The 25,059-nt window shown below is 64.0% G+C and carries 24 protein-coding genes; 15 read left to right on the top strand and 9 right to left on the bottom strand.

Going from position 1 to position 25,059, the window contains the following annotated elements; translation table 11 throughout:
* Window positions 1-31 precede the first annotated feature (31 nt).
* Both AC07UC_RS30785 and glcF read left to right on the top strand, forming a co-directional pair.
* Window positions 32-1,237, top strand: coding sequence for an FAD-binding protein (locus tag AC07UC_RS30785; RefSeq protein ID WP_494908482.1), 1,206 nt, complete (start codon window positions 32-34; stop codon window positions 1,235-1,237).
* Between the two features lie 65 nt (window positions 1,238-1,302).
* The gene (gene glcF / locus AC07UC_RS30780; protein ID WP_494908481.1) at window positions 1,303-2,628 is read left to right on the top strand and encodes a glycolate oxidase subunit GlcF; all 1,326 of its coding nucleotides are present in this window, start codon (window positions 1,303-1,305) and stop codon (window positions 2,626-2,628) included.
* 10 nt (window positions 2,629-2,638) lie between these two features.
* On the opposite strand, the gene AC07UC_RS30775 is transcribed toward glcF, so the two are convergent.
* Both AC07UC_RS30775 and AC07UC_RS30770 read right to left on the bottom strand, forming a co-directional pair.
* A complete protein-coding gene (locus tag AC07UC_RS30775; protein WP_494908480.1) occupies window positions 2,639-3,559 on the bottom strand; it encodes a bifunctional 5,10-methylenetetrahydrofolate dehydrogenase/5,10-methenyltetrahydrofolate cyclohydrolase in 921 nt (306 codons plus the stop codon).
* Window positions 3,560-3,820: 261 nt separating this feature from the next.
* Window positions 3,821-4,564: a L,D-transpeptidase gene (locus AC07UC_RS30770; RefSeq protein ID WP_494908479.1), complete on the bottom strand. Its 744-nt coding sequence runs from the start codon at window positions 4,562-4,564 to the stop codon at window positions 3,821-3,823.
* 213 nt (window positions 4,565-4,777) lie between these two features.
* On the opposite strand from AC07UC_RS30770, the gene AC07UC_RS30765 reads away from it, so the two are divergent.
* Window positions 4,778-5,416: a DNA-3-methyladenine glycosylase I gene (locus AC07UC_RS30765; protein ID WP_494908478.1), complete on the top strand. Its 639-nt coding sequence runs from the start codon at window positions 4,778-4,780 to the stop codon at window positions 5,414-5,416.
* 171 nt (window positions 5,417-5,587) lie between these two features.
* Here AC07UC_RS30765 and AC07UC_RS30760 read toward each other — a convergent pair whose 3' ends face one another.
* Together AC07UC_RS30760 and AC07UC_RS30755 are read right to left on the bottom strand one after the other, a co-directional pair.
* Window positions 5,588-5,977 carry a hypothetical protein gene (locus AC07UC_RS30760; protein WP_494908477.1) on the bottom strand — a complete coding sequence of 130 codons (390 nt, stop codon included), beginning with the start codon at window positions 5,975-5,977 and terminating at the stop codon, window positions 5,588-5,590.
* 56 nt (window positions 5,978-6,033) lie between these two features.
* On the bottom strand, window positions 6,034-6,285 hold the full coding sequence (locus AC07UC_RS30755) for a hypothetical protein (protein WP_140774934.1): 252 nt from the start codon (window positions 6,283-6,285) through the stop codon (window positions 6,034-6,036).
* A gap of 253 nt (window positions 6,286-6,538) precedes the next feature.
* Here AC07UC_RS30755 and hisS point away from each other — a divergent pair, with 253 nt between their 5' ends.
* The 5 genes from hisS (at window position 6,539) to AC07UC_RS30730 (ending at window position 12,913) form a co-directional block, all read left to right on the top strand.
* On the top strand, window positions 6,539-8,035 hold the full coding sequence (gene hisS, locus AC07UC_RS30750) for a histidine--tRNA ligase (RefSeq protein ID WP_494908476.1): 1,497 nt from the start codon (window positions 6,539-6,541) through the stop codon (window positions 8,033-8,035).
* An 11-nt stretch (window positions 8,036-8,046) separates the two neighbouring features.
* Window positions 8,047-9,168 carry an ATP phosphoribosyltransferase regulatory subunit gene (locus AC07UC_RS30745; protein ID WP_494908475.1) on the top strand — a complete coding sequence of 374 codons (1,122 nt, stop codon included), beginning with the start codon at window positions 8,047-8,049 and terminating at the stop codon, window positions 9,166-9,168.
* Window positions 9,165-9,863, top strand: coding sequence for an ATP phosphoribosyltransferase (hisG, locus tag AC07UC_RS30740; RefSeq protein ID WP_494908474.1), 699 nt, complete (start codon window positions 9,165-9,167; stop codon window positions 9,861-9,863). Before AC07UC_RS30745 ends, hisG begins: the two co-directional genes overlap by 4 nt.
* A 103-nt stretch (window positions 9,864-9,966) precedes the next feature.
* Window positions 9,967-11,739, top strand: coding sequence for an AMP-binding protein (locus AC07UC_RS30735; protein ID WP_494908473.1), 1,773 nt, complete (start codon window positions 9,967-9,969; stop codon window positions 11,737-11,739).
* A 70-nt stretch (window positions 11,740-11,809) separates the two neighbouring features.
* Window positions 11,810-12,913, top strand: coding sequence for a calcium:cation antiporter (locus tag AC07UC_RS30730; protein ID WP_494908472.1), 1,104 nt, complete (start codon window positions 11,810-11,812; stop codon window positions 12,911-12,913).
* Between the two features lie 48 nt (window positions 12,914-12,961).
* Here AC07UC_RS30730 and AC07UC_RS30725 read toward each other — a convergent pair whose 3' ends face one another.
* Entirely contained in the window at window positions 12,962-13,870 is a 909-nt protein-coding gene (locus AC07UC_RS30725; RefSeq protein ID WP_494908470.1) for a LysR family transcriptional regulator, read from the bottom strand.
* Between the two features lie 78 nt (window positions 13,871-13,948).
* On the opposite strand from AC07UC_RS30725, the gene AC07UC_RS30720 reads away from it, so the two are divergent.
* The gene (locus tag AC07UC_RS30720) at window positions 13,949-14,779 is read left to right on the top strand and encodes a class I SAM-dependent methyltransferase (RefSeq protein ID WP_494908469.1); all 831 of its coding nucleotides are present in this window, start codon (window positions 13,949-13,951) and stop codon (window positions 14,777-14,779) included.
* Window positions 14,780-14,791: 12 nt separating this feature from the next.
* On the top strand, window positions 14,792-15,316 hold the full coding sequence (locus tag AC07UC_RS30715; protein ID WP_494908468.1) for a DUF8737 domain-containing protein: 525 nt from the start codon (window positions 14,792-14,794) through the stop codon (window positions 15,314-15,316).
* Window positions 15,317-15,357: 41 nt separating this feature from the next.
* Here AC07UC_RS30715 and AC07UC_RS30710 read toward each other — a convergent pair whose 3' ends face one another.
* Together AC07UC_RS30710 and AC07UC_RS30705 are read right to left on the bottom strand one after the other, a co-directional pair.
* Window positions 15,358-16,044 (bottom strand): TetR/AcrR family transcriptional regulator, encoded by a 687-nt coding sequence (locus AC07UC_RS30710; protein WP_140774943.1) that lies wholly within the window; start codon window positions 16,042-16,044, stop codon window positions 15,358-15,360.
* A 103-nt stretch (window positions 16,045-16,147) separates the two neighbouring features.
* Window positions 16,148-17,092: a nucleoside hydrolase gene (locus AC07UC_RS30705; protein ID WP_494908467.1), complete on the bottom strand. Its 945-nt coding sequence runs from the start codon at window positions 17,090-17,092 to the stop codon at window positions 16,148-16,150.
* A 103-nt stretch (window positions 17,093-17,195) separates the two neighbouring features.
* On the opposite strand from AC07UC_RS30705, the gene AC07UC_RS30700 reads away from it, so the two are divergent.
* The 4 genes from AC07UC_RS30700 (at window position 17,196) to AC07UC_RS30685 (ending at window position 20,960) form a co-directional block, all read left to right on the top strand.
* Window positions 17,196-18,209 (top strand): isopenicillin N synthase family dioxygenase, encoded by a 1,014-nt coding sequence (locus tag AC07UC_RS30700; RefSeq protein WP_494908466.1) that lies wholly within the window; start codon window positions 17,196-17,198, stop codon window positions 18,207-18,209.
* 91 nt (window positions 18,210-18,300) lie between these two features.
* On the top strand, window positions 18,301-19,158 hold the full coding sequence (locus AC07UC_RS30695) for an ABC transporter substrate-binding protein (RefSeq protein WP_494908465.1): 858 nt from the start codon (window positions 18,301-18,303) through the stop codon (window positions 19,156-19,158).
* A 57-nt stretch (window positions 19,159-19,215) separates the two neighbouring features.
* Window positions 19,216-20,157: an amino acid ABC transporter permease gene (locus AC07UC_RS30690; protein ID WP_494908464.1), complete on the top strand. Its 942-nt coding sequence runs from the start codon at window positions 19,216-19,218 to the stop codon at window positions 20,155-20,157.
* On the top strand, window positions 20,154-20,960 hold the full coding sequence (locus tag AC07UC_RS30685) for an amino acid ABC transporter ATP-binding protein (RefSeq protein ID WP_274609142.1): 807 nt from the start codon (window positions 20,154-20,156) through the stop codon (window positions 20,958-20,960). The genes AC07UC_RS30690 and AC07UC_RS30685 overlap by 4 nt, the downstream gene beginning before the upstream one ends.
* 9 nt (window positions 20,961-20,969) lie before the next feature.
* Here AC07UC_RS30685 and AC07UC_RS30680 read toward each other — a convergent pair whose 3' ends face one another.
* Entirely contained in the window at window positions 20,970-21,878 is a 909-nt protein-coding gene (locus tag AC07UC_RS30680) for a hydrogen peroxide-inducible genes activator (protein WP_202323827.1), read from the bottom strand.
* Window positions 21,879-22,040: 162 nt separating this feature from the next.
* On the opposite strand from AC07UC_RS30680, the gene katG reads away from it, so the two are divergent.
* Window positions 22,041-24,239, top strand: a complete 2,199-nt coding sequence (gene katG, locus AC07UC_RS30675) for a catalase/peroxidase HPI (RefSeq protein WP_140774950.1) — start codon at window positions 22,041-22,043, stop codon at window positions 24,237-24,239.
* Window positions 24,240-24,311: 72 nt separating this feature from the next.
* On the opposite strand, the gene AC07UC_RS30670 is transcribed toward katG, so the two are convergent.
* Window positions 24,312-24,989 carry an MIP family channel protein gene (locus AC07UC_RS30670; protein WP_140774951.1) on the bottom strand — a complete coding sequence of 226 codons (678 nt, stop codon included), beginning with the start codon at window positions 24,987-24,989 and terminating at the stop codon, window positions 24,312-24,314.
* Window positions 24,990-25,059 lie beyond the last annotated feature (70 nt).

Here is a 25,059-nt window from a genome sequence, read left to right as displayed (position 1 = left end):
GCAAAGCAGGGGCGAGGAACCAGGGACGGCCATGACCACCTTCACCCCGACCACGTCAGACGAAGTCCTGTCCTCCGTTACCTCAGCGGTGGTGGAAGAGTCGCCGATCGAGATCCTTGGTTACGGCTCCAAGCGCGGCATCGGCCGTCCGCTGCAGACGGAGCACACGCTTGACCTGTCGAAACTCACCGGTGTCACGCTTTACGAACCCGCGGACCTGGTGCTGTCGGCAAAAGCAGGCACGCCGCTGGCCCAAATCGAGAAGCTGCTGGCGGAAAACGGCCAGCAACTGGCCTTCGAGCCGATGGACTACGGCCCGCTGCTCGGCGGCAAGCCGGGCAAAGGCACGATCGGCGGCGTGCTGGCCGCGAACCTGTCCGGTCCGCGCCGGCTGAAGGCGGGGGCGGCGCGCGATCATATCCTCGGCATCAATGTCGTGTCCGGCCGGGGCGAGGCCTTCAAGTCCGGCGGGCGCGTGGTCAAGAATGTCACAGGCTATGACATGTCGAAGCTGATGGCCAACAGCTGGGGCACGTTGGCCGTGTTCACGGACGTTACCTTCAAGGTGCTGCCGGCCGCCGAAACCGAGGTGACGCTCGCCGTGCGTGGCCTGCTCGACGATGCCGCGTCAAGCGCCATGGCCTTGGCGCTCGGCTCCAGCGCGGAAGTGTCGAGTGCCGCCCATCTGCCCGAGCGGATAGCCTCGCGAGTCGCGGGAGGCGCGCTCGGCAGTGAAGCCGCCACCTTGCTTCGGGTCGAAGGTTTTGGCCCGTCCGTCGCCTATCGCATCGCCGCGCTCAAGGCGCTGCTCGGCAGGGCCGGGCCGCTGGAGGAGATTTCGGGCGAGGCTTCCCGGCTGATCTGGCAAGATGTGCGCGATATCAGGCCCTTCGCCGACGGCAGCGAGAAACCGGTCTGGCGTGTCTCGATGACACCTTCCCAGGGTCACCTGATGGTCCTGACGCTCCGCATGCAGGCTGCCGTCAGCGCCTTCTACGACTGGCAGGGCGGACTGGTGTGGTTGCGCATGGAAGAGGGCGACCCGGAAGCCGCTCTGCTGCGCGGACTGTTGCGCAAACATGGCGGCGGCCATGCGACGCTGGTGCGCGCCGCCCCCGCTCATCGCGCCGCCCTGCCGGTATTCGAGCCGCAGGCGCCGGCACTGGCCGCGCTCAGCCAACGGCTGAAGCAGGAGTTCGACCCGAGGAACCTCCTCAATCCCGGCCGTATGGCCTAGAGCAGTTCCAGGAAAAGTGTGAAACGGTTTTCCGTCCGGAATTGCGTCAAAACAGAGCGTCAGCAATGCAGACCAATTTTTCACTTGCCCAGCTTGCCGATCCGCATGTCGCGGAATCGGAAAAGATCCTGCGCAAATGCGTGCATTGCGGTTTCTGCACCGCCACTTGCCCGACCTATGTGACGCTGGGCAACGAGCTCGATTCACCGCGCGGGCGCATTTACCTGATCAAGGACATGCTGGAGAACGGCCGGCCCGCCGACAAGGAGATCGTCACCCATATCGACCGCTGCCTGTCGTGCCTGGCCTGCATGACCACCTGTCCGTCGGGCGTCAACTACATGCATTTGGTCGACCATGCGCGCGCCCACATCCAGGAGACCTACAAGCGGCCGCTGCCCGACCGCCTGACCCGCGCCATGCTGGCCTTTGTGCTGCCCTATCCCAAGCGATTTCGCGCCGCGCTCAAACTGGCGAAACTGGGAAGGCCTTTCATCGGGCTGTTGGAGACAATCCCGGCGCTGAAGCCAATGGGTGCGATGCTCAAACTCGCGCCGGCATCGATCCCGGCGGCTTCGCCGACGGCCAAGCCGGGCATCCATGCCGGACAGGGGGCAAGAAAAGGCCGCGTCGCCATCCTCACCGGTTGCGCGCAATCGGTGCTCGATCCAGCCATCAACGATACGACGATTTCGCTGCTTACGCGCCTCGGCGTCGAGGTGGTGGTGCCGCCGGGCGAGGGCTGCTGCGGCGCGCTGGTCCACCATATGGGGCGCGAAGAGGCGGCCCTTGCCTCGGCAAGGCGGAATGTCGACGCCTGGACGCGCGCCATCGGCCAGGGTGGGCTCGATGCCATCATCATCACCGCCTCGGGCTGCGGCACGACGATCAAGGATTACGGCTTCATGCTGCGCCTTGATCCGGCCTATGCCGACAAGGCCGCGCGTGTGTCGGCGCTGGCCAAGGACATCACCGAATATCTGGCCGGTCTTGACCTGCCCGAGCCGGTGCGCAAGCCGGGCACGGTCGTTGCCTATCACTCGGCCTGCTCCATGCAGCACGGCCAGAAGATCATCCGCCAGCCGAAGGAACTGTTGGCCAAGGCCGGCTTCATCGTGCGCGAGCCGCGCGAGGGCCATCTGTGCTGCGGCTCGGCCGGCACCTACAACATCCTGCAATCCGAGATTTCGGCCAAGCTGCGCGACCGCAAGGTGAAAAACATCGAGGCGACGGGAGCTTCCATCGTCGCCACCGGCAACATCGGCTGCATCACGCAAATTGCCTCCGCCGCCAGCATGCCGGTGGTGCACACGGTAAAACTGCTCGATTGGGCCTATGGCGGGCCAAAGCCGGACGGCGTTCTGGACGAGAGCCTGATCGCCGCCGAGTAGGGGCCGGCGCTTATTCCGCCGCGAGCCTGTCAGCCGTGCCGTAGGTCGCCTCGTAGAGCGCGCGCTGGCGGCTGAGCGCCACCATCGTGTTACGCAGCAGGATTGCCACCGTGATCGGACCGACGCCGCCGGGCACCGGCGTGATCCAGGAGGCGACTTCACGCACGCTTTCGGTGTCGACGTCGCCGACGATGCGGCTCGTCCCATCCGGTCCGATCTCGGAATTGATGCCGATATCGATAACGGCCGCCCCCGGCTTCACCATGTCCGCCTTGATCAGCCGGGGTTTGCCCACCGCGACGAACAGCGCGTCGGCGCGGCGCGCATGTGCTGCGACCGACCGCGTCATGTGATGGCAGACCGTCACCGTCGCGCCTTCGCTCATCAGCAGGAACGCGATCGGCTTGCCGACGATTTCCGAATGGCCAACGATGACGACTTCCAGCCCCTTGAGGTCGAGGCCGGTTTCCTTGAGCAGCTCGACCGAGGCCGCCGCCGTGCAGGGCGCCAGATCGAGCTGATTGTAGACGATATTGCCGATCGAGGCCGGATGCATGCCCTCGACGTCCTTCAGCGGATGCACCGCCGCCTGCAGCGTCTTGATCGGGATGTGGGCGGGCACCGGCCGTTGGATGATGATGCCGGTGACGCGTGGATCCGCGTTCAGCCCGTGGATTGCCGCCTCCAGCTCACCTGACGTGATGGTGGCGGGAAAACGCCGTTCCTCGAAATCGATGCCGGCGAGCTGAGCCTTGGCGCGCTGGTTGCGCACGTAGACGTCAACCGCGTCGGTATCGCCGACGGTGATCGAGACCAGCTTGGGCGGAAAACCCTCGGCTTTGGCAATTGCCGCATCCTCGCGCACGGCGGCGATGATGCGCTGGGCAACCGGGCCGCCCTTGAGGTAGCGGCTGTCATCGGACAGGGACATGGGTGAACTCTTTCTTTCGTTGGCGCCGACATAGCAAAAGAACATCGAAGATGGCAGCACGAAAGCGAACCGCCATGCCCTTTGCGCGACGCAACGACGCGGGCCGTGCCGCAGGCCCGGACGCCGATCAAAAAGAAAGGGCAGCGCGGTCTCCCGCACTGCCCTTCTCGACCGACCGCATCCCCATACGGCCCGTCCCCCGTTATTCCTTCCAACTTCCGGAAACGATGTATTTCCGGGTCAGGTGATTCGCTTGAGCTATTATATCACCTCAACCGTGGTTCCGACATTGACCCGTTCATAGAGATCGACGACGTCCTCGTTGCGCATGCGGATGCAGCCCGACGACACCGCCCCGCCGATCGTCCATGGCTGGTTGGTGCCGTGGATACGGTATTCGGTCGTGCCGAGATAGAGCGCACGGGCGCCGAGCGGATTTTCGATGCCGCCGGCCAGGTAGGTCGGCAGATAACGGCCCTTGGCGGCCTCGCGCTTGATCATTGCCGTCGGCGGACGCCAGTCCGGCCACTCGCGCTTGTTGGTGATCTTGTGCGTGCCCGACCATTCGAAGCCGGGTTTGCCGGTGCCGACGCCATAGCGCCGCGCCTTGCCGTTCTTCTCGACCAGGAAGAGGAAATTCTGCGTCGTATCGATGACGATCGTGCCCGGCTTCTGCGGGCCGTCATAGGCGACTTCCTGCGGCAGGTAGACCGGGTTGATCTGCGGGCGCATCACCATGCGCTTGGCCGGCGCCTGCACGGCGGCCGTCTGCACCCGGTCGGGCTGTGCCGGTTGCGCGGTGCGCAGGCGCGGCTGCTGCTGCACGATTTGGCGGTTCTGCCGCACGATGCCGGGCGCGCGGCCAAGCTGCAGCACCCAGGGGGCGGAAAGATCGGGGCTCACCATCACCGGTGGCCTGTCGGCATAGCGGTCGCCAGCGGCCGAGGGGGTGACGCCGGCAAATACAGCCACGGCGCCGAGCACGGAAAACAAAACTCTCTTCATCGGGGACGCACCTTGATCGTCTGATACAACCGGGCGGAAACGCTCCCCGGTTCAGCGATCATTGGCGCGCAAGCAGCAACCGAAACATGAATCGGAATGCGTAAAATGCGGTTCTGTCAGTAAACCTTTTGGTGTGGTTACCGCCCGGTTCAGGAATCTGGTAAAGCCACGGTAAAAGCGGCGCGGAAGCGCGTTAACGGATGGATTTTCGCGATGAGCAATGAAAACACCGGCCTGCTCGCCGGTCCCGACGGTGTCACGCGCTGCTTCTGGCACGGCAACCTGCCCGACTATCTCCACTACCATGACCATGAATGGGGCCGGCCGGTGGCCGATGACCGCAGGCTGTTCGAAAAGATCTGCCTCGAAGGCTTCCAGTCGGGCCTCTCGTGGCTGACCATATTGCGCAAGCGCGAGAATTTTCGCGAGGCCTTCGCCGGCTTCGACTTCGACAAGGTCGCCGCCTTCACCGACAAGGATGTAGAGCGCCTGCTCGGCAATGCCGGCATCATCCGCCATCGCGGCAAGATCGTCTCGACCATCAACAACGCCAAACGCGCCCGCGAGATGGCGGACGAGTTCGGCTCTCTCGCCGCCTGGTTCTGGAAATTCGAACCCGGCAAGGAGGAGCGGCCCAGAATTGTCGATCTCGCCCATTTGCGCGCCAATCCGACCACGGCGGTGTCGGTGCGGATTTCGAAGGACTTGAAGAAGCGCGGCTGGAGTTTTGTCGGCCCGACCACCGTCTATGCCTTCATGCAAGCCATGGGCCTGGTCAACGACCATCTCGAAGGCTGCGTCTGCCGCAAGCAGGTCGAGAAGGAACGCAAGGCGTTCAAGCGGCCGGAGTAGGGCTCAGTTTTCCCTTCTCCCCTTGTGGGAGAAGGTGGCCTCGCGAAGCGAAGTCGGATGAGGGGTGCTCCAGCTTGGCGCCGACAGCACTCCGTCACCCACCCCTCAACCGTCTCGGCGCTGCGCGCCGATCCACCTTCTCCCACAAGGGGAGATGGAAGAGCGGAGCCACTACTTCTCAAACCGTCCCTTGTGTCCGCTGCCATTGATGTCCCACACCAGGCCGCGGCCGGAAATGGTCAGCACCAGACCGCTGAAGCCGCTGTCGTCGGGTGTGTGATGCGTCGATGCCGAACCGCGTCCGGCCGGAATCACCTCGACGGTTGATCCCTTCTTCACCCAGCAGCCCTTGCCGTACTGGTCGTTGGCGCCGTAGGCGAGCATGAACTCGAAGCTGCCGTCCTTCCTGAGCAGCAATTCGGAGCCAACCTCCATGACGCCGCGCAGGTAGTAGTGGCCGGCAAGGCCGGCATCGCCGGGCTTGCAACTTGCGGCGCTGGCCGGATTTGCCGTTCCAATAAGAAGTGCGCAGCCAAGCGCGTATGCGTAGCCCGGTCGCATGCTCAATCCCCCGATCGAGAAAATTCTTGGATATCGCTCCCGACGAAGCGGGAGGTTCAGGTGCCGTTGGCGCTGGCCAGGAAAAGTCCGGCAACGATTGCCACCACCGTGGCCACCGTCGGATAGATGACCAGCAGACCGGTCACCAACGCGTCGCGCAGGGAAGTCCCGTTGTCCGTGGCGGCCGGCACATCGAACGGGCCGGCCGCCTGGCCAAGCATTTTCGGTGCGTGGATGCCCGCCGGGCGCAGTCGCGCCGGCAACGCGCCAGCATCGCTATCGGCATGGAATTTCACTGCGCTGGTCATGTTCCCGAACCCCTTCATGTCGATGCGCTATATCGGCTCCGATTGTGTCGGTACGATGCCGCGCTCATGGCGGGATTGTTTCATTTTTAGTGCGTTTTTGTTTCACGCAAGTTCGCTTCTGTCTTCTCTTGATCCGGGCGGGTCCGAGGCGGCGACCCTTGCCGCTCTGGGCTTCATCGGTTAGGACACGCGCGTTGCGAAGATCGCAACATTGTTGACCTGCAAGCATCACGAAACTCCGGGCAAACATCTCATGGCCGATAAATCGGAAAAGACGAAAGCGCGGCTGCCGCGCGGTTTTGCCGACCGCAGCGCCGAGGACATTCGCGCCGTCGAGAAGATGATGGCGACGATCCGCTCGGTCTATGAGCTCTATGGTTTCGAGCCCGCCGACCAGCCGCTGATCGAATACACCGATGCGCTTGGAAAATTCCTGCCCGACCAGGACCGGCCGAATGAAGGCGTGTTCTCCTTCCAGGATGATGACGACCAGTGGTTGTCGCTGCGTTACGATTTGACCGCGCCGACGGCGCGTTTCGTCGCCGAGAATTACGAACGCCTGCCAAAACCCTATCGCAGCTACCGCTCCGGCTGGGTGTTCCGCAACGAGAAGCCCGGCCCCGGCCGCTTCCGCCAGTTCATGCAGTTCGACGCCGACACGATCGGCACGCCGGGCGTCGCCGCCGACGCCGAAATGGCGATGATGATGGCCGACGTGATGGAAGCGCTCGGCATCAAGCGCGGCGACTATGTCATCCGCGTCAACAACCGCAAGGTGCTCGATGGCGTGCTGGAGGCGATCGGCCTTGGCGGCGACGAGAATGCCGGCCGCCGGCTGACGGTGCTGCGCGCAATCGACAAGCTGGACAAGCTCGGGCCGGAAGGGGTGAAGCTCCTGCTTGGGCCCGGCCGCTGGGATGGCGGCAAGGAAGGCGAGGGCGATTTCGCCAAGGGTGCCGGGCTGAACAATGGGCAAGCCGACGCGGTTCTTCAAGCGACGGCTAGAAATGCACAGGTCGGCCAGGACTCAATGGTCAGTTCAAACGCGACCTACCAGGAAGGCGTTGGCGAACTCTCGACAATCGAAGCCCTGGTCCGGGCCGCGGGATATGCCGAGGATCGCATTGCCATGGATCGTTCGGTGGTGCGTGGCCTCGAATATTACACGGGCCCTGTCTTCGAGGCGGAATTGCTGGCGGAAATCCCCAATGAGGACGGCCAGATCGTGCGCTTCGGCTCGGTTGGTGGTGGTGGCCGCTATGACGGTCTCGTCTCGCGCTTCCGTGGCGAACCGGTGCCGGCGACGGGCTTCTCCATTGGCGTCTCCAGACTGATGACGGCGCTGAAGAACCTCGGCAAGCTCGACAGCGCCGATGTGATCGCACCGGTCGTCGTGCTGGTCATGGACAAGGATACCGAGAGCCTCGGCCGCTACCAGAAGATGGTGAGCGAATTGCGCGCCGCCGGCATCCGCTCCGAAATGTATCTCGGCGGCGCCGGCATGAAGGCGCAGCTCAAATATGCCGACAGGCGCGGCTGCCCGGTCGCAATCATCCAGGGCGGCGACGAGCGCGCCAAGGGCGAGCTGCAGATCAAGGACCTGATCGAAGGCGCGCGCATGTCCGCCGAAATTACCGACAACGCCGAATGGCGCGCCGCCCGCCCGGCGCAGGTCACGGTGGCGGAAAGTGAACTGGTCGCCGAGGTGAAGAAGATCCTGGCGGCGCAGGCTGCCGATCGCGCGAAATAAGAGCGCGGCCAGTGACTTCGCGCTACCCCGCCATCGCAGCCGACATCACCAGCCTCTTCGCCGCGCGCGACACGCACGCGGTCGAGGTCGCCGTCCTGCAGCCGGCGGACCCGTTCCTCGACATGGCCGGCGAGGATCTGCGCCGCCGCATTTTCCTCACCGAAAGCGAGACCGGACAGACCTTGTGCCTGCGGCCGGAATTCACCATTCCGGTCTGTCTCGACCACATAAGCTCGCAGGCCGGCACGCCGCGCCGCTATTCCTATCTGGGTGAAGTGTTCCGCCAGCGCCGCGAAGGCGGCAATGAATTCTTCCAGGCCGGCATCGAGGACCTTGGCGACCGCGACACGGCGCAGGCAGATGCCCGCTCCGTGGCCGATGCGCATGCGCTGCTGTCGCTTGTGCTGCCCGGCCAGCCGCTGACGGTCACGCTTGGCGACCAGGGCATCTTCGAAGCGGTCCTGGCCGCACTCGGCCTGCCGCGCGGCTGGCGCATGCGGCTGGCTCGTGCCTTCGGCTCCGCACCGATGTTGCAGGCGGCACTTGCCGACCTCGCCAACCCGCCGCGCAACGGCCAGCTCTCTGGCGATGTCGCCGCGCTTGTCCTAGATGGCGATCTCGAAGGTCTCTCGACCCACATCGCCGGCGGCATGGAAGAGGCTGGGCTTTCGGCAACGGCCGGGCGCTCGCCCTCCGACATTGCGCGGCGATTGATCGAGAAGGCCGAATTGCGCAGCATAAGGCTGTCGAACGAGGCCTTCGCGGCATTGAAAAGCTTTCTGGCGATCGACGTGCCACTCGATGGCGCGGCCGAGGCGCTGGAGACCTTCGCCGCCGGTGCTGGGCTTTCACTGGGTGCCGCGCTGGAGAAATTCGCCGCCCGTGCCAGGGCGATCGAGGCACATGGCTTGCCGGCCGGAAACATCCGCTATGACGCCGCCTTTGGCCGTCCGCTCGATTACTACACCGGTGTGGTCTTCGAAATCGCGGCGCAAGGTGGCGAGCGGCCTCTGGCCGGCGGCGGCCGTTATGACCGGCTGCTGACGCTGCTTGGCGCCAAGACGGCCATCCCCGGCGTCGGCTTTTCGGTCTGGCTCGACCGCATCGAGGCGTTGCGGGAGACGGCACCATGATCACGCTGGCGATCCCGTCGAAGGGCCGGCTGAAAGAGCAGGCGCTGGAGGTGCTGGCCAAGGCCGGCCTCGCCATCAGCCTGCCCGGCGACGAGCGCAAATATCATGCCCGCGTCGAGGGCCTGGACAATGTCGAGGTCGCTTTCCTCTCAGCTTCCGAAATAGCGGGCGAGATCGGCCAGGGCGCGGTCGATCTCGGCATCACCGGCGAGGACCTTGTGCGGGAAAACCTGGCCGACTGGGAGGCGCGCGCGGAGATCGTCGCCCGTCTCGGCTTCGGCCATGCCGACGTCGTGGTGGCCGTGCCCGAAATCTGGCTCGATGTCGACACCATGGCCGACCTCGACGACGTTGCCGCCGATTTCCGCCAGCGCCATGGAAGGCGGCTGAGGATTGCCACCAAATACTGGCGGCTGACGCAGCAATTCTTCTCGCAGAAGCATGGTATCCAGGTCTATCGCATCGTCGAAAGCCTGGGTGCCACCGAAGGCGCGCCGGCGGCGGGACTTGCCGATGTCATCGTCGACATCACCACGACCGGCTCGACGCTGCGGGCCAACCACCTCAAGGTGCTGGGCGACGGCGTCGTGTTGAAGTCGCAGGCCTGTCTGGTCGCATCGAAGAAGGCGCGTGCCGCAGGCGATGAAGCCATCTTGCACGACATCGTCACGAAGATGGCGGCGGCGGTCGGGTAACGATAACTCCTCCCTCCATGGGGACAGAACTTCAGTACCATCGGCGGGATTTCCACCGTCCCGGCAGGCTGATAGGCTCGATGCGGCCTGGGAGGAGACAGCGATGCCGGTCAATCTCGACGAGCTGAAGAACGCCACCAATCTGCGTGGCCGCGGCGCGCGCGCCGGCAGCGTCTTTATCGCACCCGTCGATGGCAGGGCGCATGTCTCGGGCGAGCGCAAGGTACCGCTGCTCGACAAGACCATTCCGGCACTTTTCTCGGACACCGCCAGCAAATACGCCACGCAGGATGCTGCCGTTTTCGTCGGCCAGGACAAGCGCTTCACCTGGAGCGAACTGTCGGACACGGTGGATGCGCTGGCCGCCGGGTTCCTGGCGTTGGGTCTGGAAAAAGGCGACCGCGTCGGCATCTGGTCGCCCAACAGATGGGAATGGCTGGTGACGCAGTTCGCCACGGCACGCATCGGCCTGATCCTGGTCAACATCAATCCGGCCTACCGGCTGACCGAACTCGAATATGCGCTGAACAAGGTCGGCTGCAAGGCGCTGGTGACGGCCGCCAGTTTCAAGACCTCGGACTATCTCGGCATGGTTGAGACGCTGGCGCCGGAGATTGCCAAGGCGACACCGGGCAAGCTCAAGGCAAGCAAATTGCCGTCGCTCAGGATCGTCATCCGCATGGGCGACGACAATTCGCCAGGCATGTTCAATTTCGCCGACGTGCTGGCCATGGCCGGTCGCGACGAGCATGACAGTCTCGACCGCATTTCAGAGGGACTGAAGCCGAACGATGCGATCAACATCCAGTTCACCTCGGGCACGACGGGTGCGCCCAAGGGCGCGACGCTGACCCATTTGAACATCGTCAACAACGGCAATTTCGTCACCTCGGCGATCAAGCTCACCGTCGACGACCGGCTCTGCATCCCGGTGCCGCTCTATCACTGCTTCGGCATGTCGATGGGCACGATGGGCTGCGTGTCGAAGGGAGCCACCATGGTTTTCCCGGGCGAGGGTTTCGATCCTGGCGCGACGCTGAAGGCCGTGGCGCAGGAGCGCTGCACCGGCCTTTATGGTGTGCCGACCATGTTCGTCGGCATGCTCGATCATGCCGATTTCAGCGCCTTCGATCTCTCCAGCCTGCGCACCGGCATCATGGCCGGCTCGCCATGCCCGATCGAGGTGATGAAGAAGGTGGTGTCGCTGATGCATATGTCCGAGGTGACCATCGCCTACGGCATGACCGAGACCAGCCCGGTCTCATTCCAGAGCGGCGTTGACGATCCGCTGGAAAAGCGCGTTTCGACGGTTGGGCGCATCCACCCTCATGTCGAGGTCAAGGCCGTCGATTCTGACGGCGCCACCGTTACCGTCGGCGCGCCGGGCGAACTGTGCACCCGCGGCTATTCCGTCATGAAGGGCTATTGGGACGACGACGAAAAGACCCGCGAGGCGATCGACAGCGACGGCTGGATGCACACCGGCGACCTCGCCACCATCGATGCCGAGGGCTATTGCAACATCGTCGGCCGGGTCAAGGACATGGTCATCCGTGGCGGCGAGAATGTCTATCCGCGCGAGGTCGAGGAATTCCTCTATCGCCATCCCAAGGTCAGGGAAGTGCAGGTGTTCGGCATTCCCGACCAAAAGTATGGCGAGGAACTGTGCGCCTGGATCGTGCTCAAGCCTGGCCAGATCGCCACCGAACAGGAGATCAGAAATTTCTGCGCCGGCCAGATCGCCCACTACAAGATCCCGCGCCACATCCGCTTCCGCGCAGAATTGCCAATGACGGTGACCGGCAAGCCGCAAAAGTTTTTGATGCGCCAGGCGATGGTGGAGGAACTGGGGCTGGTGACGCAGAAGACGGCGTGAAAGGGGTGAACGCTTCGATCTGCCGGTGCGTGAATGCAGCCAAGGTTCGCAGAAGCGCACAGGGGCTTGAATGACGGGTCTCGGACGATCGGCGATTTCCTACGCGATGCCGCTGGCTGCGCTGGCGATGGCTGTCGCGGTCAGAGCCAGCGGACTGTCGGTGGACCAGGGTTCGCTGAACGCCCGGATCCTTGTCGGTGCGCTGTCGTGTGCGATCATGTTCGTCACCATTTTCGTGGTGCTCGACCACGCCGAGGCGGTGGCTCGGCGGGTAGGAGAGCCGTACGGCACGCTGGTGCTGACGTTCGCCGTCACGGCAATCGAAGTGTCGATCATTGTTTCCATGATGCTGCATGGAGAGAACAACCCGACGCTGGCACGGGAGTCCGTCTTCTCCACCGTGATGATCACATCCACCGGCGTTGTCGGCATGTGTCTCGCGCTTGGCGGCTGGCGTCATCGCAAGCAGGCCATCGTGCGGCAAGGGACCAGTGCCTATCTGGCGGTTCTGATCGCGCTGACCGTCATGACACTTATTCTGCCGACCTACACCCAGACCACGGACCCCGGCACGTTTTCGGCAGCCCAACTTGGTTTCGTCAGCGTCCTTTCAGTGCTGCTCTATGCAAGCTTCGTGTTCGCGCAGACCGTCCGGCACCGGGAAGACTTTACCCAGGGACAACCACACGACGTTTCGGTGCGCGCTGCCCCTCAAGAGAACATCTCTGCCAGCGCTCTGCTGCTGATGGCCGGGCTGATCGGAATTGTCATGCTCGCCGAGCAGGTCGCGGCCAGCGTCGAAGATACGCTCGTTGCCTATCAGGTGACCCAGGCCGACGGCATTGTGGGGGCGATGATCGCGGGGCTGGTGTTGATGCCAGAGGCCATTTCGGCGGTGCGCGCTTCACTCAACAACGAGTTGCAGCGCGGCTTGAATGTGGCGATGGGGTCGGCTTGCGCCACGATCGGCCTGACCATACCGGGAGTCGCAGCCGCCAGCCTGCTGACGGGGAGAGGACTGACCCTGGGGCTGCCGGCCGCCAATGCGGTCCTTTTGGTCCTGGCGCTTTTCATATGCAATGTAAGCTTCAGCACCGAAAGAACGACGTTCCTGACCGGAATGGTCCATCTCGTGGTATTTTTTACTTATGTATTTCTGATATTTATACCGTGAGCGCTTTGGTGCAAGCGAAGCGCCAAGGCTCCGAGATCCTTCGCTATCTCAGATCCCGGATTTCAAGTGGTCGATGAAGGCGCGCAGCTTCGGCAGGATCTGGCGCTTGCCGGGATGATAGAGGAAGATGCCCGGCGTCGTTGCCGCGATGGTGTCCAGCACGGGCTCGAGTTTTCCCTGGGCAATCGAAGCTTCGGCGACAGGTCTAGGGATCTGCGCCAAGCCAATCCCGCGCATCGCGGCTCCCAGCAATGTCGGGTAGTCATGTGCGATCAGCGGGCCTGAGACCATGGCCTCGATCGCTTCATTGCCGTCGACGAAGGACCAGGGCGCGATGGCGCCGTTCGAACGGCGCAGGCGCAGACAGGCGTGGTGGCGCAAATCGTCGACACGCTCGGGGCGGCCATGGCGGGCGAGATAGTCAGGACTGCCGACGACGACGAACGAGAACGACGGGGTCAGCCGCACCGCGACCATGTCGGTTGCGATGAACTGCCCGAGGCGGATACCGGCATCGAACCCGCCGGTCGCCAGATCGACCATCTCGTCGCTCGCGGCGATCTCCAGTTCGACTTCGGGATAGGCCTGGCAGAACGACGCGATCACCGGCTCCAGGATCAACGGCACGACGGCGCGCGGCACGGACAGGCGCAGCAGGCCGGTCGGCCGCTGGCCGACATCACGCGCCGCCTCGCCGGCCGCGACGATCTCCTCGAAGGCAGGGCCGGCACGGTCGAGGAACCGCTGGCCGGCCTCGGTCAGGCCGACGCTTCGTGTCGTGCGGACAAACAGCGCCGCACCGAGCCGCGCTTCCAGCGCGCGTACCGCCTGGCTAACGGCCGACGGCGTCACGCCGAGATCGGCGGCGGCGCGGCGGAAGTTGCGGCGCCTGGCGACAGCCAGGAACACCTCGACGCCCTCCAGCGCTCCGTGCCGGATTGTGTAGTTCTGCTTCATGGGTTGTTATGATTATAGCGGATAGTCGAACGATGGAAGCAGGTTTAGGTAAGAGGCCCGAGACAGGAGCATCTTGCCATGACCGATGAACTTGATGGAGTGCGCGACCACTATCGCGCGACTGGCCTGACCGAGCGGCTGAAGGCGGTGCTGGCCGACCTCGGCCCGGAGGATCAGCTTCTCACTCCGCAGCAGCTCGGCGCCCTCGACCAGTTTCACACCCGTGGGCTTGCCGCGACGGCCGAGCTTGCCCAATTGGCTGACATCACCGCCGGCATGTCGGTTCTGGACGTCGGCTCGGGCGTCGGCGGGCCGGCGCGCTTCCTGGCTGCGACCTATGGCTGCCGGGTTATCGGCGTGGATCTCAGCGAGCCTTTCGTGGATGCCGCGCGCTATCTGACCGGGCGCACGGGGCAGGGCGGGCAGTTGTCGTTCCAGACCGCCAGTGCCCTGGAGCTTCCGTTCGATGATGGCCGCTTCGACGTCGTGCTGCTGCAGCATGTGGCGATGAACATCTCCGACCGGGCGCGGCTCTACCGCGAGATTCGGCGCGTGCTGAAGTCAGGCGGCAGGTTTGCAACTTTCGATGTCGTGTTGGGGAGCGGCCCGCCGCACTATCCGCTTCCCTGGGCGCGAACACCGGCGACGAGCTTCCTCCTGACAAGCGACGCGACGCGCGAGGCGATCGAACCGGCCGGCTTCCATATGCTGGCATGGCAAGACGACACGGAGGCCGCCAAGACCTGGTTCGGGCAGTTGCGTGCGTCGGGTCCGCCGCCGTCGCCAAATCTCGGCGTAGTGATGGGACCGGACTTTGCCGAGCTTGCAGCCAATCTGGGGCGAAATCTCATGGAAGGCCGGCTCGGCATCCTGACCGCGGTGTTCGAGGCCGCATCCACCAACAGCTGACAGGAGACCGCAATGTCGACGGAAATCCTTTTCCAGACCCATCTCGTCCTGGGCTATGTCGCATGGCTGCTTTGCTTCGTTGCGTATATCTGGCCCTGGCTGAGCTCGATGGACCGCGTCGCGGCGCAACGCGCGATCGCCACACTGCACAGTTTCCGCTTCTTCGGGCTCGTCTTCATCCTTCCGGGCGTCGTCAGCCCAGATCTGCCCGCCAGCTTTGCCACCTTCGCCGCTTATGGCGACTTCGCAACGGGTGTGCTGGCCATGCTGGCGATGCTCACGGTACGGATACGCCAGCTCTTCTGGCCGTTCGTCGTCGCCTTCAATATTATCGGGATGGTCGACCTCATCGTCGATTATTACCAAGCCATCCAGGCCAACCTCCCGGCCCATGCGGGATTGTTTGGCGCCACCTATGCCATCCCCGTCATCTACGTGCCGCTGCTGATGATCACGCACATCACCGCATTCTATTTTCTGCTGCGCCCGCACCAGAACGCGACACGCGCCATCGCCAACGAGGCGACTGCTTCGTAGATTGTTTGGAGATCGGCTGGGCGTCCCGCAACCTGCCGCCGCTACGCCCCTTGCTGGCGACGGCCGGTCCGCATTTCGCTCGGTCGCGGCGCCGAACCCGGCTCCTGCACGAGCGGTCCAAGCAGCACCTCTCCGAACAGCGGCTGGTAGCTTCTGCGCACCGCCGGATCCTCCTTGAAGGACAGCGCGTACTGGCCGATCTGGTGGAAATAGGTGATGCGCGCCCTGACCAGGCTTTCATCCTCGGGATAGCCCATGGCGCGGAAGGAGCGGATCAAGAGCGCGATGCGCAGGTCGTCCATGTCCTTCACCTCCTGCGTCAGTTTCTTCGACGTGCGCGACCAGTCGCGTACGGCCAGATCAAGCAGAGGGCTGAACGGCGCTTCGTCCACCCAGACATGCACGATGTCGGTGAAGAACTGCAGGCCGTCTATGTCGTGCATGTCGCGCATCGCCCAGAACGGCGCGCAATTGGTGTTGCGCCATTCCTGCAGCAGGCTGTCGCGAAGGTCGGCCAGGCTGGCGAAGTGGAAGTAGAAGGAGCCGCGCGTCACCTTGAACTGTTGGGCGAGGCGGTCGATCTTGACCTCGCCGATGCCGCGCTTTTCCAGCACCTTGCGCGCCGCCGCGATCCAGGCCTCGCGGCTCAGCGTCTGCCGCGCCGCCTTCGCAGGCGGGGCGGCTTTGGACGGTCTCTTGCCTCTGGCAGGGGTGCTGTCCGCTTTCATCTGATCAAGACCTTCATCGCCATGCCCAACGCCTGCAATCTGTTTGCCGGCTCCGATGCGCTTCGCGACTCTTCGAGTGTCCATCTATCGCGGAACGCCGGGCTCAGGGCAATGCGCTGATCCGCTCCAGCATGAGTTCGAAGAACGGCGCCGGGTCGATGCGCCGCAGCACGTTGCAGTTCTTGCGCCGGCCGGTCACGTGCCACCAGTCGACGACGGTCATGCCGATCGTCTCCGGCGAGACGATGTCGACCGTCACCGCGCACTGGCGCTGCTCATAGATCTGCGGCGCCAGCAGATAGCCGGTGACGCAGGCGTCGTGGATGGGGCGCGCCGGCGTCTCGAATTTGTGCGTGCCGTACTGGCGGAAGAAGTCGGCCAGGTTGGCGGCCTCGATCGCGGCGCGGCTGCCGGTGGCGCGCAGGCGATCGAGCCACTCGGGCGTCATCAGCGCGGTGTAGGTGCAGTCTATGCCCGCCATGGTCACCGGCACGCCGCTGTCGAAAACCTTGTGCGCCGCATGCGGGTCGACGAAGATGTTGAACTCGGCCGCGGGTGTGGCGTTGCCGCCCTGGAAGAAGCCACCGCCCATCAGCACGACTTCGCGCAGCCGGGGCACAATTCTCGGCTCCATGGTCATGGCCATGGCGAGATTGGTCATCGGCCCGAGCGTGCAGACGGTCAACTCGCCCTCCGGCGCATCCATGATGGTGCGCACCATGTAGTTGATGGCGTGTTCGTCCTGCAGCGGCGTCACCGGTTCGGGGAGGTCGGCGCCGTCGAGACCGGTTTCGCCATGGACATACTCGGCCGTGATCAGCTTGCGCACCATCGGCGCCGGGCATCCGGCATGGACCGGCACGTCCGCGCGCCCGGCAAGCTCGACGACCTTGAGTGCATTCTTCGACGTCAGGGCCAGCGGCACATTGCCACCGACCGTGGTGATGCCGACCACGTCGAGCTCGGCCGGAGAGCCCAGTGCGAAAAGGATGGCGAACGCGTCGTCCTGGCCCGGATCGGTGTCGATGATGATCTTGCGTGGTGCCATGATGCCGCGACTCTCCTTTTGCCGTCGAAAGCCTATTGATGAGGCCGTTCGGATGTGTAGAAATACAGTACTGTATCTTATGTTCAAGACAGGGTGTTCGAAAATGGATGCACAAGAGCGCGGTGATTTTTCCGAAATTCCGATCCTCGACGTTTCGGCGCTCTATGGCGACGACGAAGGCGCGATCCGGGCAACGGCCGCGACGCTGCGCCGCTATCTCGAGACGATCGGCTTCCTCTACGTGACCGGCCATCCCATTCCGCGCGCCGACGTCGAAGCCGTCCGCGAAGCCTCCAAGCGCTTCTTTGCCTTGCCCGAGGAGGAAAAGGCGAAGCTCAAGATCGACAAGAATTTCCGCGGCTTCCTGCCCTTTGCCGGCTCGACCATCGTGACCTCGTCGGTGGCGACCGTCAGCAAGCCGAACCAGAGCGAATCGATCTTCTTCATGCACGAGGTCGGCGCCGACGATCCCAGGGCCCTGGCCGAGAAGCCGCTGCAAGGCCCCAACCAGTGGCCGGACGAGGCCACCGTGGCGGGCTTCAGGCAGACGATCGAGCGCTATGTCGATGAGATGGGCACGCTAGCCCGCAAGATGGTCCGCGCCATCGCACTCTCGCTGGGACTGCCTTCCGACAGCCTCGACCGCTATTTCGAGCGGCCGACGACCTTCCTGCGGCTGCTGCACTATCCGACCCAGCCTCAGGAAGAAGGGCTCTTCGGTTCGGCGCCGCATACAGACTATGGCTTCATCACCTTGCTGGCTCAGGACAATGTCGGCGGCCTCGAGGTCAAGAACAAGGCGGGCGATTGGGTTCCGGCGCCTCCGGTCCCGGATTCCTTCGTGATGAATGTCGGCGACATCCTTGCGCGCTGGTCCAACGACCAGTTTGTCTCGACGCCGCACCGCGTCATCAACCGGTCGGGACGCGAGCGCTATTCGCAACCCTTCTTCTTCGATCCCTCCATGGACGAGACGATCGAAGCGCTGCCGGTCTGCGTGCCGGCCGGCACGCAGCCGAAATACGCACCGGTGCTTTACGGCGACTATCTGATGGAGCGCATCGACAAGAACTACCACTATCGCAAGAAGAAGGCGGCCGAAGCGGCAGGCGTGTAAGCGAATGTCGAGCCCGAGCCGGTCCCAGAACGGAGGCCGGCTCGGGCTTTGCCTGGTGAAGACTGCAAACAAGCAAGAAAGGGGAACAGCAATGAATGCATATCTGCGAACGGCCAGCCTTGCGCTGGCGATATCCACCATGGCCTGGGGCGGGGTTTCCCGGGCCGCCGAGGTTGCGAAATCGACCGACGTCAAGCAGAGCGGCACGCTCGCTGTCGCCAACACGCTGGACTATGCGCCGTTTGAATATCTCGATGCCGACGGCAAGCAGACCGGCATCATCATCGAACTCGCGGGCGAGGTGGCCAAGCTGGTCGACGCCAAGCTTGATGTTCAGCGCACGCCATTCCCCTCGATGATCCCCGGCCTGGCCGCAGGCCGCTTCAAGATCGCCTGGGAGACGTTCTCGGCCACGCCCGAACGGCTGAAACAGGTCGATTTCGTCATGTTCCTGAAGGCCGGCCTTGCCGTATCGACGTCGCCCGACAAGAAGGCGAGCTTCAGCAGCGACACGCCGCTCTGCGGCAAGCGGATCGGCGTTTCGGCCGGCAGCGCCTCCGACTTCCTGGTCGACAAGCTCGGCAAGGAGTGCACCGACAAGGGCCAGGCGGCCATCGAGAAGTCGGTCTTCAACTCCTCGACCGATATCGTCCAGGCCGTGCTGTCCGACCGTGTCGACGCCCGCATGGACGATGCGACCGCGTCGAGCTATTTCGAGGTGACGAGCAAGGGTCAGCTGGTGGTGTTGCCGACGCTTTACGAGGTCGCGCCGCTCGGCATGGCGATCGCCAAGGACGACAAGGAAACCGCCGACATGATGGTGGGCGCGCTCGCCGAGCTGTTCAAGAACGGCACTTACAAGGCTATCCTCGACAAATACGGCATGGGCGCTTACGCCATCAAGGAACCCTACTTCGTCGGGACCATGGACGCGCTGCGCGCCGAATAGAAACGACCCGGCGCCTGACCGTCGGTCAGGCGCCGGCCAGCAATCAGGAGACGATTGATGGGCGTGGCCCACCCGACCGAGATCGGCGTCGAGCCGGGCGTTGCCGCTGCCGTGTCACGACTGACCGTCGTGCCGCAGCGCCGTTATGGCATCTGGATCGGCACGGCGTTCGCCTTGCTGCTGGCGTTCCTCATCATTCGCGCCTTCGCCAGCAATCCGGCCTTCGCCTGGAGCACGGCCGGCGGCTATCTCTTCCACCCCTCGATCATGCGTGGCCTTGGCAACACGCTGGTGCTCACCGTCATCATCATGGTGTTGGCGATCGTGGTCGGCACTGTCATCGCCATCATGCGGGTATCGCCAAGTCAGGTGCTGCGCGCCTTCGCGGGCGTCTATGTCTGGTTCTTCCGGGGTGTCCCGGCCCTGATCCAGCTGATCTTCTGGTTCAACCTGTCGCTGCTGGTGCGCGAAATTTCGCTCACTCTGCCTTTCCTGGGCACGCTGTTTTCCGTACGCACCAATGATTTCATGACCCCGTTCTTCTCCGCTGTCGTTGCGCTTTCGCTGTGCGAGGCCGGCTACATGGCCGAGATCATCCGCGCCGGCATCAAGTCCGTGCCGTCGGGCCAGTCGGAAGCGGCGAGCGCGCTCGGCATGCCTTACCGCATGATCCTGAAGCGCATCACCCTGCCGCAAGCCATGCGCTTCGTGCTGCCGCCGACCGGCAACGAGGCGATCAACCTCCTGAAGATGACCTCGCTGGTGACGTTCATCGCCGTTGATGACCTGTTCTATACGGCGCAAAGCATCTATGCCCGTACCTTCGAGACGATCCCGCTCCTGATCGTGGTCGCCTTCTGGTACCTCGCCGTGGTCAGCATCATGTCGGTCGGACAGCATTTCCTGGAGCGCCATTTCGGCCGCAGCGACACGCGCCGGGATCCCCTGACGATGCGCGCCTTGCGCAACTTGATCAGCCTGCGCGGCGTTGCCCGATGAGCGACGTGAAGTCCGAAAATCGCGCCCGCTTCGGCGTCCCGGCTGATTCCATGGTGTTCGCGCGCGGCGTGCGCAAAACCTATGGCCAGCTTGAAGTGCTCAAGGGCGTCGACTTCGACGTCGCCGAGGGAACGGTGGCCTGCATCATCGGTCCGTCGGGATCCGGCAAGAGCACGTTCCTGCGTTGCATCAACCATCTGGAAAAACTCAGCGGCGGCATCCTGTTGGTGGACAGCCAGTTCGTCGGCTACGACCTCCAGGGCGACAAGCTCTACGAGGTCAAGGACGATCTCCTGTGTCAGCGCCGGGCCGAGATCGGCATGCTGTTCCAGTCGTTCAACCTGTTCTCGCACATGACGGTGATGGAGAACCTGATCGAGGCGCCGACACAGGTGCGGCGCATCCCCGTCGACCAGGCCACGGCCGAGGCGGAAGTGCTGCTGCGCCGCGTCGGCCTTGCCGACAAGGTCGACCGCTATCCGCGCGAACTGTCCGGCGGCCAGCAGCAGCGCGTGGCGATCGCGCGTGCCATGGCGATGAAGCCGAAGGTGCTTTTGTTCGACGAGCCGACATCGGCGCTTGACCCCGAACTTGTCGGCGAGGTGCTGCAGGTGATGCGTGATCTGGCCGAGAGCGGCATGACGATGGTCGTCGTCACCCACGAGATCGGCTTTGCCCGCGAGATCGGCGATCAGCTCGTCTTCATGGATGGCGGCGTGATCGTCGAGCGCGGCGCGCCGCGCGAGATGATCGCCAGCCCGAAATCGCCGCGCACCCGCGAGTTCCTGTCCCGGGTTCTGTGACGCCTGGCTTCATGCGGCCAACACCGCCGTGCCGAGACTGCGGATGATCTTGGCGAGTTCGACGCACTCCCCATGCCTTGCATTGTTGCGCCGCCAGGCAAGGCAGATCATGCGTTGCGGCATCGGCTCCTGGAACGGCACGATCTTGAGGTCGGGGATGGTGCCGGCGGGTCCGGCCGCCATTTCGGGGATGAGCGTGACGCCGAGGCCATGCGCCACCATCTGCAACAGCGTGGTCAGGCTGGTGGCGCCGTAGCTTGCCATCGCCACCGGACGCACATTGCCGCAGACCGCCAGCGCCTGTTCGCGCAGGCAATGCCCTTCCTCCAGCAGCATCAGCCGCTCCAGTGCCGGGCTTTCAGGCGGAACCGGCGGCGAGGCGAAGGCCGGATCGCCAGCTGGCACGGCGAGGAAAAACCGGTCGGGAAACAGTGCCTCGGTGGTCAGGCCAGGATGATCGAGCGGAAGTGCCGCGATGAAAGCGTCGAGCTTGCGCGATGCGGTGTCCTCGACCAGGGAGGTTGTGACGGCCTCGCGCAATTCGAGCAGCAAGGCCGGAAAATGCTTCTTCAGTTCGGGCAGGGCGCGCGGCAGAAGATAGGGCGCGACAGTCGGGATGATGCCCAACCGGAAGCGCCCCTCCATGGCCGTGCGGCCGCGCCGGGCTGTCGTTTCGACGTCGCGTATGTCGGCCAGGATGCGTTCGATACGCGGCAAAAGGGCGACCGCCTCGTCGGTCATTCGGACCGACTTGCCGCCGCGCTCGAACAGCCGGCAGTTCAGCCGTTGCTCCATCTCCGCGATCTGAGAGGACAGCGCCGGCTGGCTGACACCGGCGAGTTTTGCCGCGCGTCCGAAATGCAGCGTCTGCGCCAGCGCGTCGAAATAGTGCATCTGTCGGACAGTCAAGCCTATCATAAGAAAAGCCTATCGAAATGAACAGGAAAGGCAATTTGTTTTTATCAGCAATGCGGCCTAGTCTGGAATCGTTCCAGATTGGTGCGGTCGCTGGCCGGCCCCAAGATCTTGGCAAAAATCAACCTCGGCAAAGTCAAACCTCGGCAAAATCGGAGCAGTAAGATGGACGCGAAAACCGACGACAACAGCGCGGGCAAATGCCCTGTGGCGCATGGATCCGCCGGCCGGACCAACCGTGACTGGTGGCCGAACCAGCTGAATGTCCAGATCCTGCATCAGCAATCGTCTCTGTCCGACCCGATGGGCGAGGCGTTCGACTATGCCGAGGAATTCAAGAGCCTCGACCTCGACGCTGTCATCAAGGATCTGCATGCGTTGATGACGGATTCGCAGGAATGGTGGCCGGCCGACTTCGGCCATTACGGGCCGCTGTTCATCCGCATGGCGTGGCACAGCGCGGGCACCTACCGCATCGCCGACGGCCGCGGCGGCGCCGGAGCCGGCCAGCAGCGTTTCGCGCCGCTGAACAGCTGGCCGGATAACGTCAACCTCGACAAGGCCCGCCGGCTCCTGTGGCCGATCAAGCAGAAATATGGCCGCAAGATCTCCTGGGCCGACCTTCTGATCCTGACCGGCAACGTCGCGCTGGAATCGATGGGCTTCAAGACCTTTGGCTTTGCTGGCGGCCGCGCCGATGTGTGGGAGCCCGAGCAGGACGTCTACTGGGGCCCCGAAGGCAAGTGGCTGGCAGACGAGCGCTACAGCGGCGACCGTGACCTGCAGAACCCGCTCGGTGCCGTGCAGATGGGCCTGATCTACGTCAACCCGGAAGGGCCGAACGGCAAGCCCGATCCGCTGGCTTCGGCGCGCGATATCAGGGACACCTTCGCCCGCATGGCGATGAACGATGAGGAAACCGTCGCGCTCATCGCCGGTGGCCACACATTCGGCAAGACCCATGGCGCTGGCGATGCGGCACTTGTCGGCGTCGAGCCGGAAGGTGCCGACATCGAGCAGCAGGGTCTTGGCTGGGCGAGCAAATTCGGCACCGGCAAGGGCGGTGACGCCATCGGCAGCGGTCTGGAAGTCATCTGGACGACGACGCCGACCAAATGGAGCAACAACTTCTTCGACAATCTGTTCGGCTTCGAATGGGAGCTGACCAAGAGCCCGGCCGGCGCGCATCAGTGGACGCCGAAGGGTGGCGCGGGCGCCGGCACGGTGCCGGACGCGCACAATTCGGCCAAGCGCCACGCGCCCTCCATGCTGACCACCGACCTCGCTTTGCGCTTCGATCCGTCTTACGAGACGATCTCGCGGCGCTTCCACGAGAACCCGGATCAGTTCGCCGACGCATTCGCCCGCGCCTGGTACAAGCTGACCCACCGCGACATGGGCCCGGTCGCGCGCTATCTCGGCCCGCTCGTCCCCAAGGAAGAGCTGCCCTGGCAGGACATCATCCCGGCGGTCGATCATGTGCTGATCGACGAGCAGGATGCCGAAGCGCTCAAGGCCAGGATCCTGGCCTCCGGCCTGTCGGTGTCGCAGCTGGTCTCGGCGGCGTGGGCTTCGGCCTCGACCTTCCGTGGTTCCGACAAGCGCGGCGGCGCCAATGGCGCGCGCATCCGCCTCAGCCCGCAGAAGGACTGGGCCGTCAACCAGCCTGCCGAGCTCGCCAAGGTGCTCGACAAGCTCGGAGCGGTCGCCAAGGACTTCAACGCCGCACAGACCGGCGGCAAGAAGGTCTCGCTTGCCGACCTGATCGTTCTCGGCGGCAACGCGGCAATCGAGAAAGCCGCGAAGGCCGCCGGCCACAATGTGGACGTTCCCTTCTGGCCGGGCCGCATGGACGCCTCGCAGGAGCAGACCGACATCCACTCCTTCGCGCCGCTGGAACCGACCGTTGACGGTTTCCGCAATTATGTCAGCGGCAAGCAGCGGCTGACCGTCGAGGAGGCGCTGGTCGACCGTGCGCAGTTGCTGACGCTGACGGCGCCGGAATTGACCGTCCTCGTCGGTGGACTGCGCGTTCTCGGCGCCAATGCCGGGCAGTCCAAGCATGGTGTCTTCACCAAACAGCCAGAGACGCTGAGCAACGACTTCTTCGTCAACCTGCTCGACATGGGCACGGAATGGAAGGCGACGTCCGATGCCAAGGACGTGTTCGAAGGCCGCGACCGCAAGACCGGTGAAGTCAAGTGGACCGGCACCCGTGCCGACCTCATCTTCGGCTCACACTCGCAGCTGCGCGCTCTTGCCGAAGTCTATGCGACCGCGGACGCCAAGGCGAAGTTCGCGAAAGACTTCGTCGTGGCATGGACCAAGGTGATGAACGCCGACCGCTTCGACATCGCCGGCTGATCCGGAAAGAGCTCTATCCAACAAAAAAGGCGCGGGCCATGGCCCGCGCCTTTTGCATTCAAGCTCTTGAGATCAATCCTTCTCGAAGACGCGCGCCTTGGCGACGACGCCGGCGATGGCGCCGCCGATCAGCGGGGCGACGATGAACAGCCAGAGCTGGCTGAGCGCGGCACCGCCGGTGAACAGCGCCGGGCCGATGGAGCGGGCCGGATTGACCGAGGTGCCGGTGACCGGGATCATGGCGAAGTGGATGCCGGCCAGCGTCAGGCCGATGACCAGGCCGGCAAACGCCGTCGAGTGCTTTTCAGCCGTAACGCCCAGGATCACCGTGACGAAGGTGAAGGTGCCGATCAGCTCCCACAGGAAGGCCGAGCTCATGCCCCATTTCGCCACGTCCCAGCCATTGGCGCCAAAGTTGGTGATGGGTTCGCTGGTCTTGCCGGAAACGATGATCCACAGTGCCAGCGAAGCCAGGATGGCGCCGATGACCTGCGCGATCCAGTAGGGGATGACGTCCTTGGCCGGCAGCCGGCCGGCGAGGAAGACGCCGAGCGTCACCGCCGGATTGAGATGCGCGCCCGAAATCGGGCCGATCGCGTAGGCAGCGGCGATGAGGCCGATGCCGAATGCCAGACCGATGCCTTCCTGGCCGAGCGGCAGCGCGCCGCCGAAGCCGCCCGTCACCACCGATGCCGTACCGATGAACACCAACAGAAATGTGCCTAGAACTTCCGCCAAATAAGTTTTCATTGCCCTCTCCTCGTAGCGATCCGCCGGTCCGCGTTTTCCACGCCGCGAATCATGGTGTGAAGAGTATTAC

The organism is Mesorhizobium sp. GW821-FHT04C10 (genome assembly GCF_059420305.1).
Note: the sequence above shows the minus strand (reverse complement) of the source record. Positions and strands in the feature narration are given on the sequence as shown.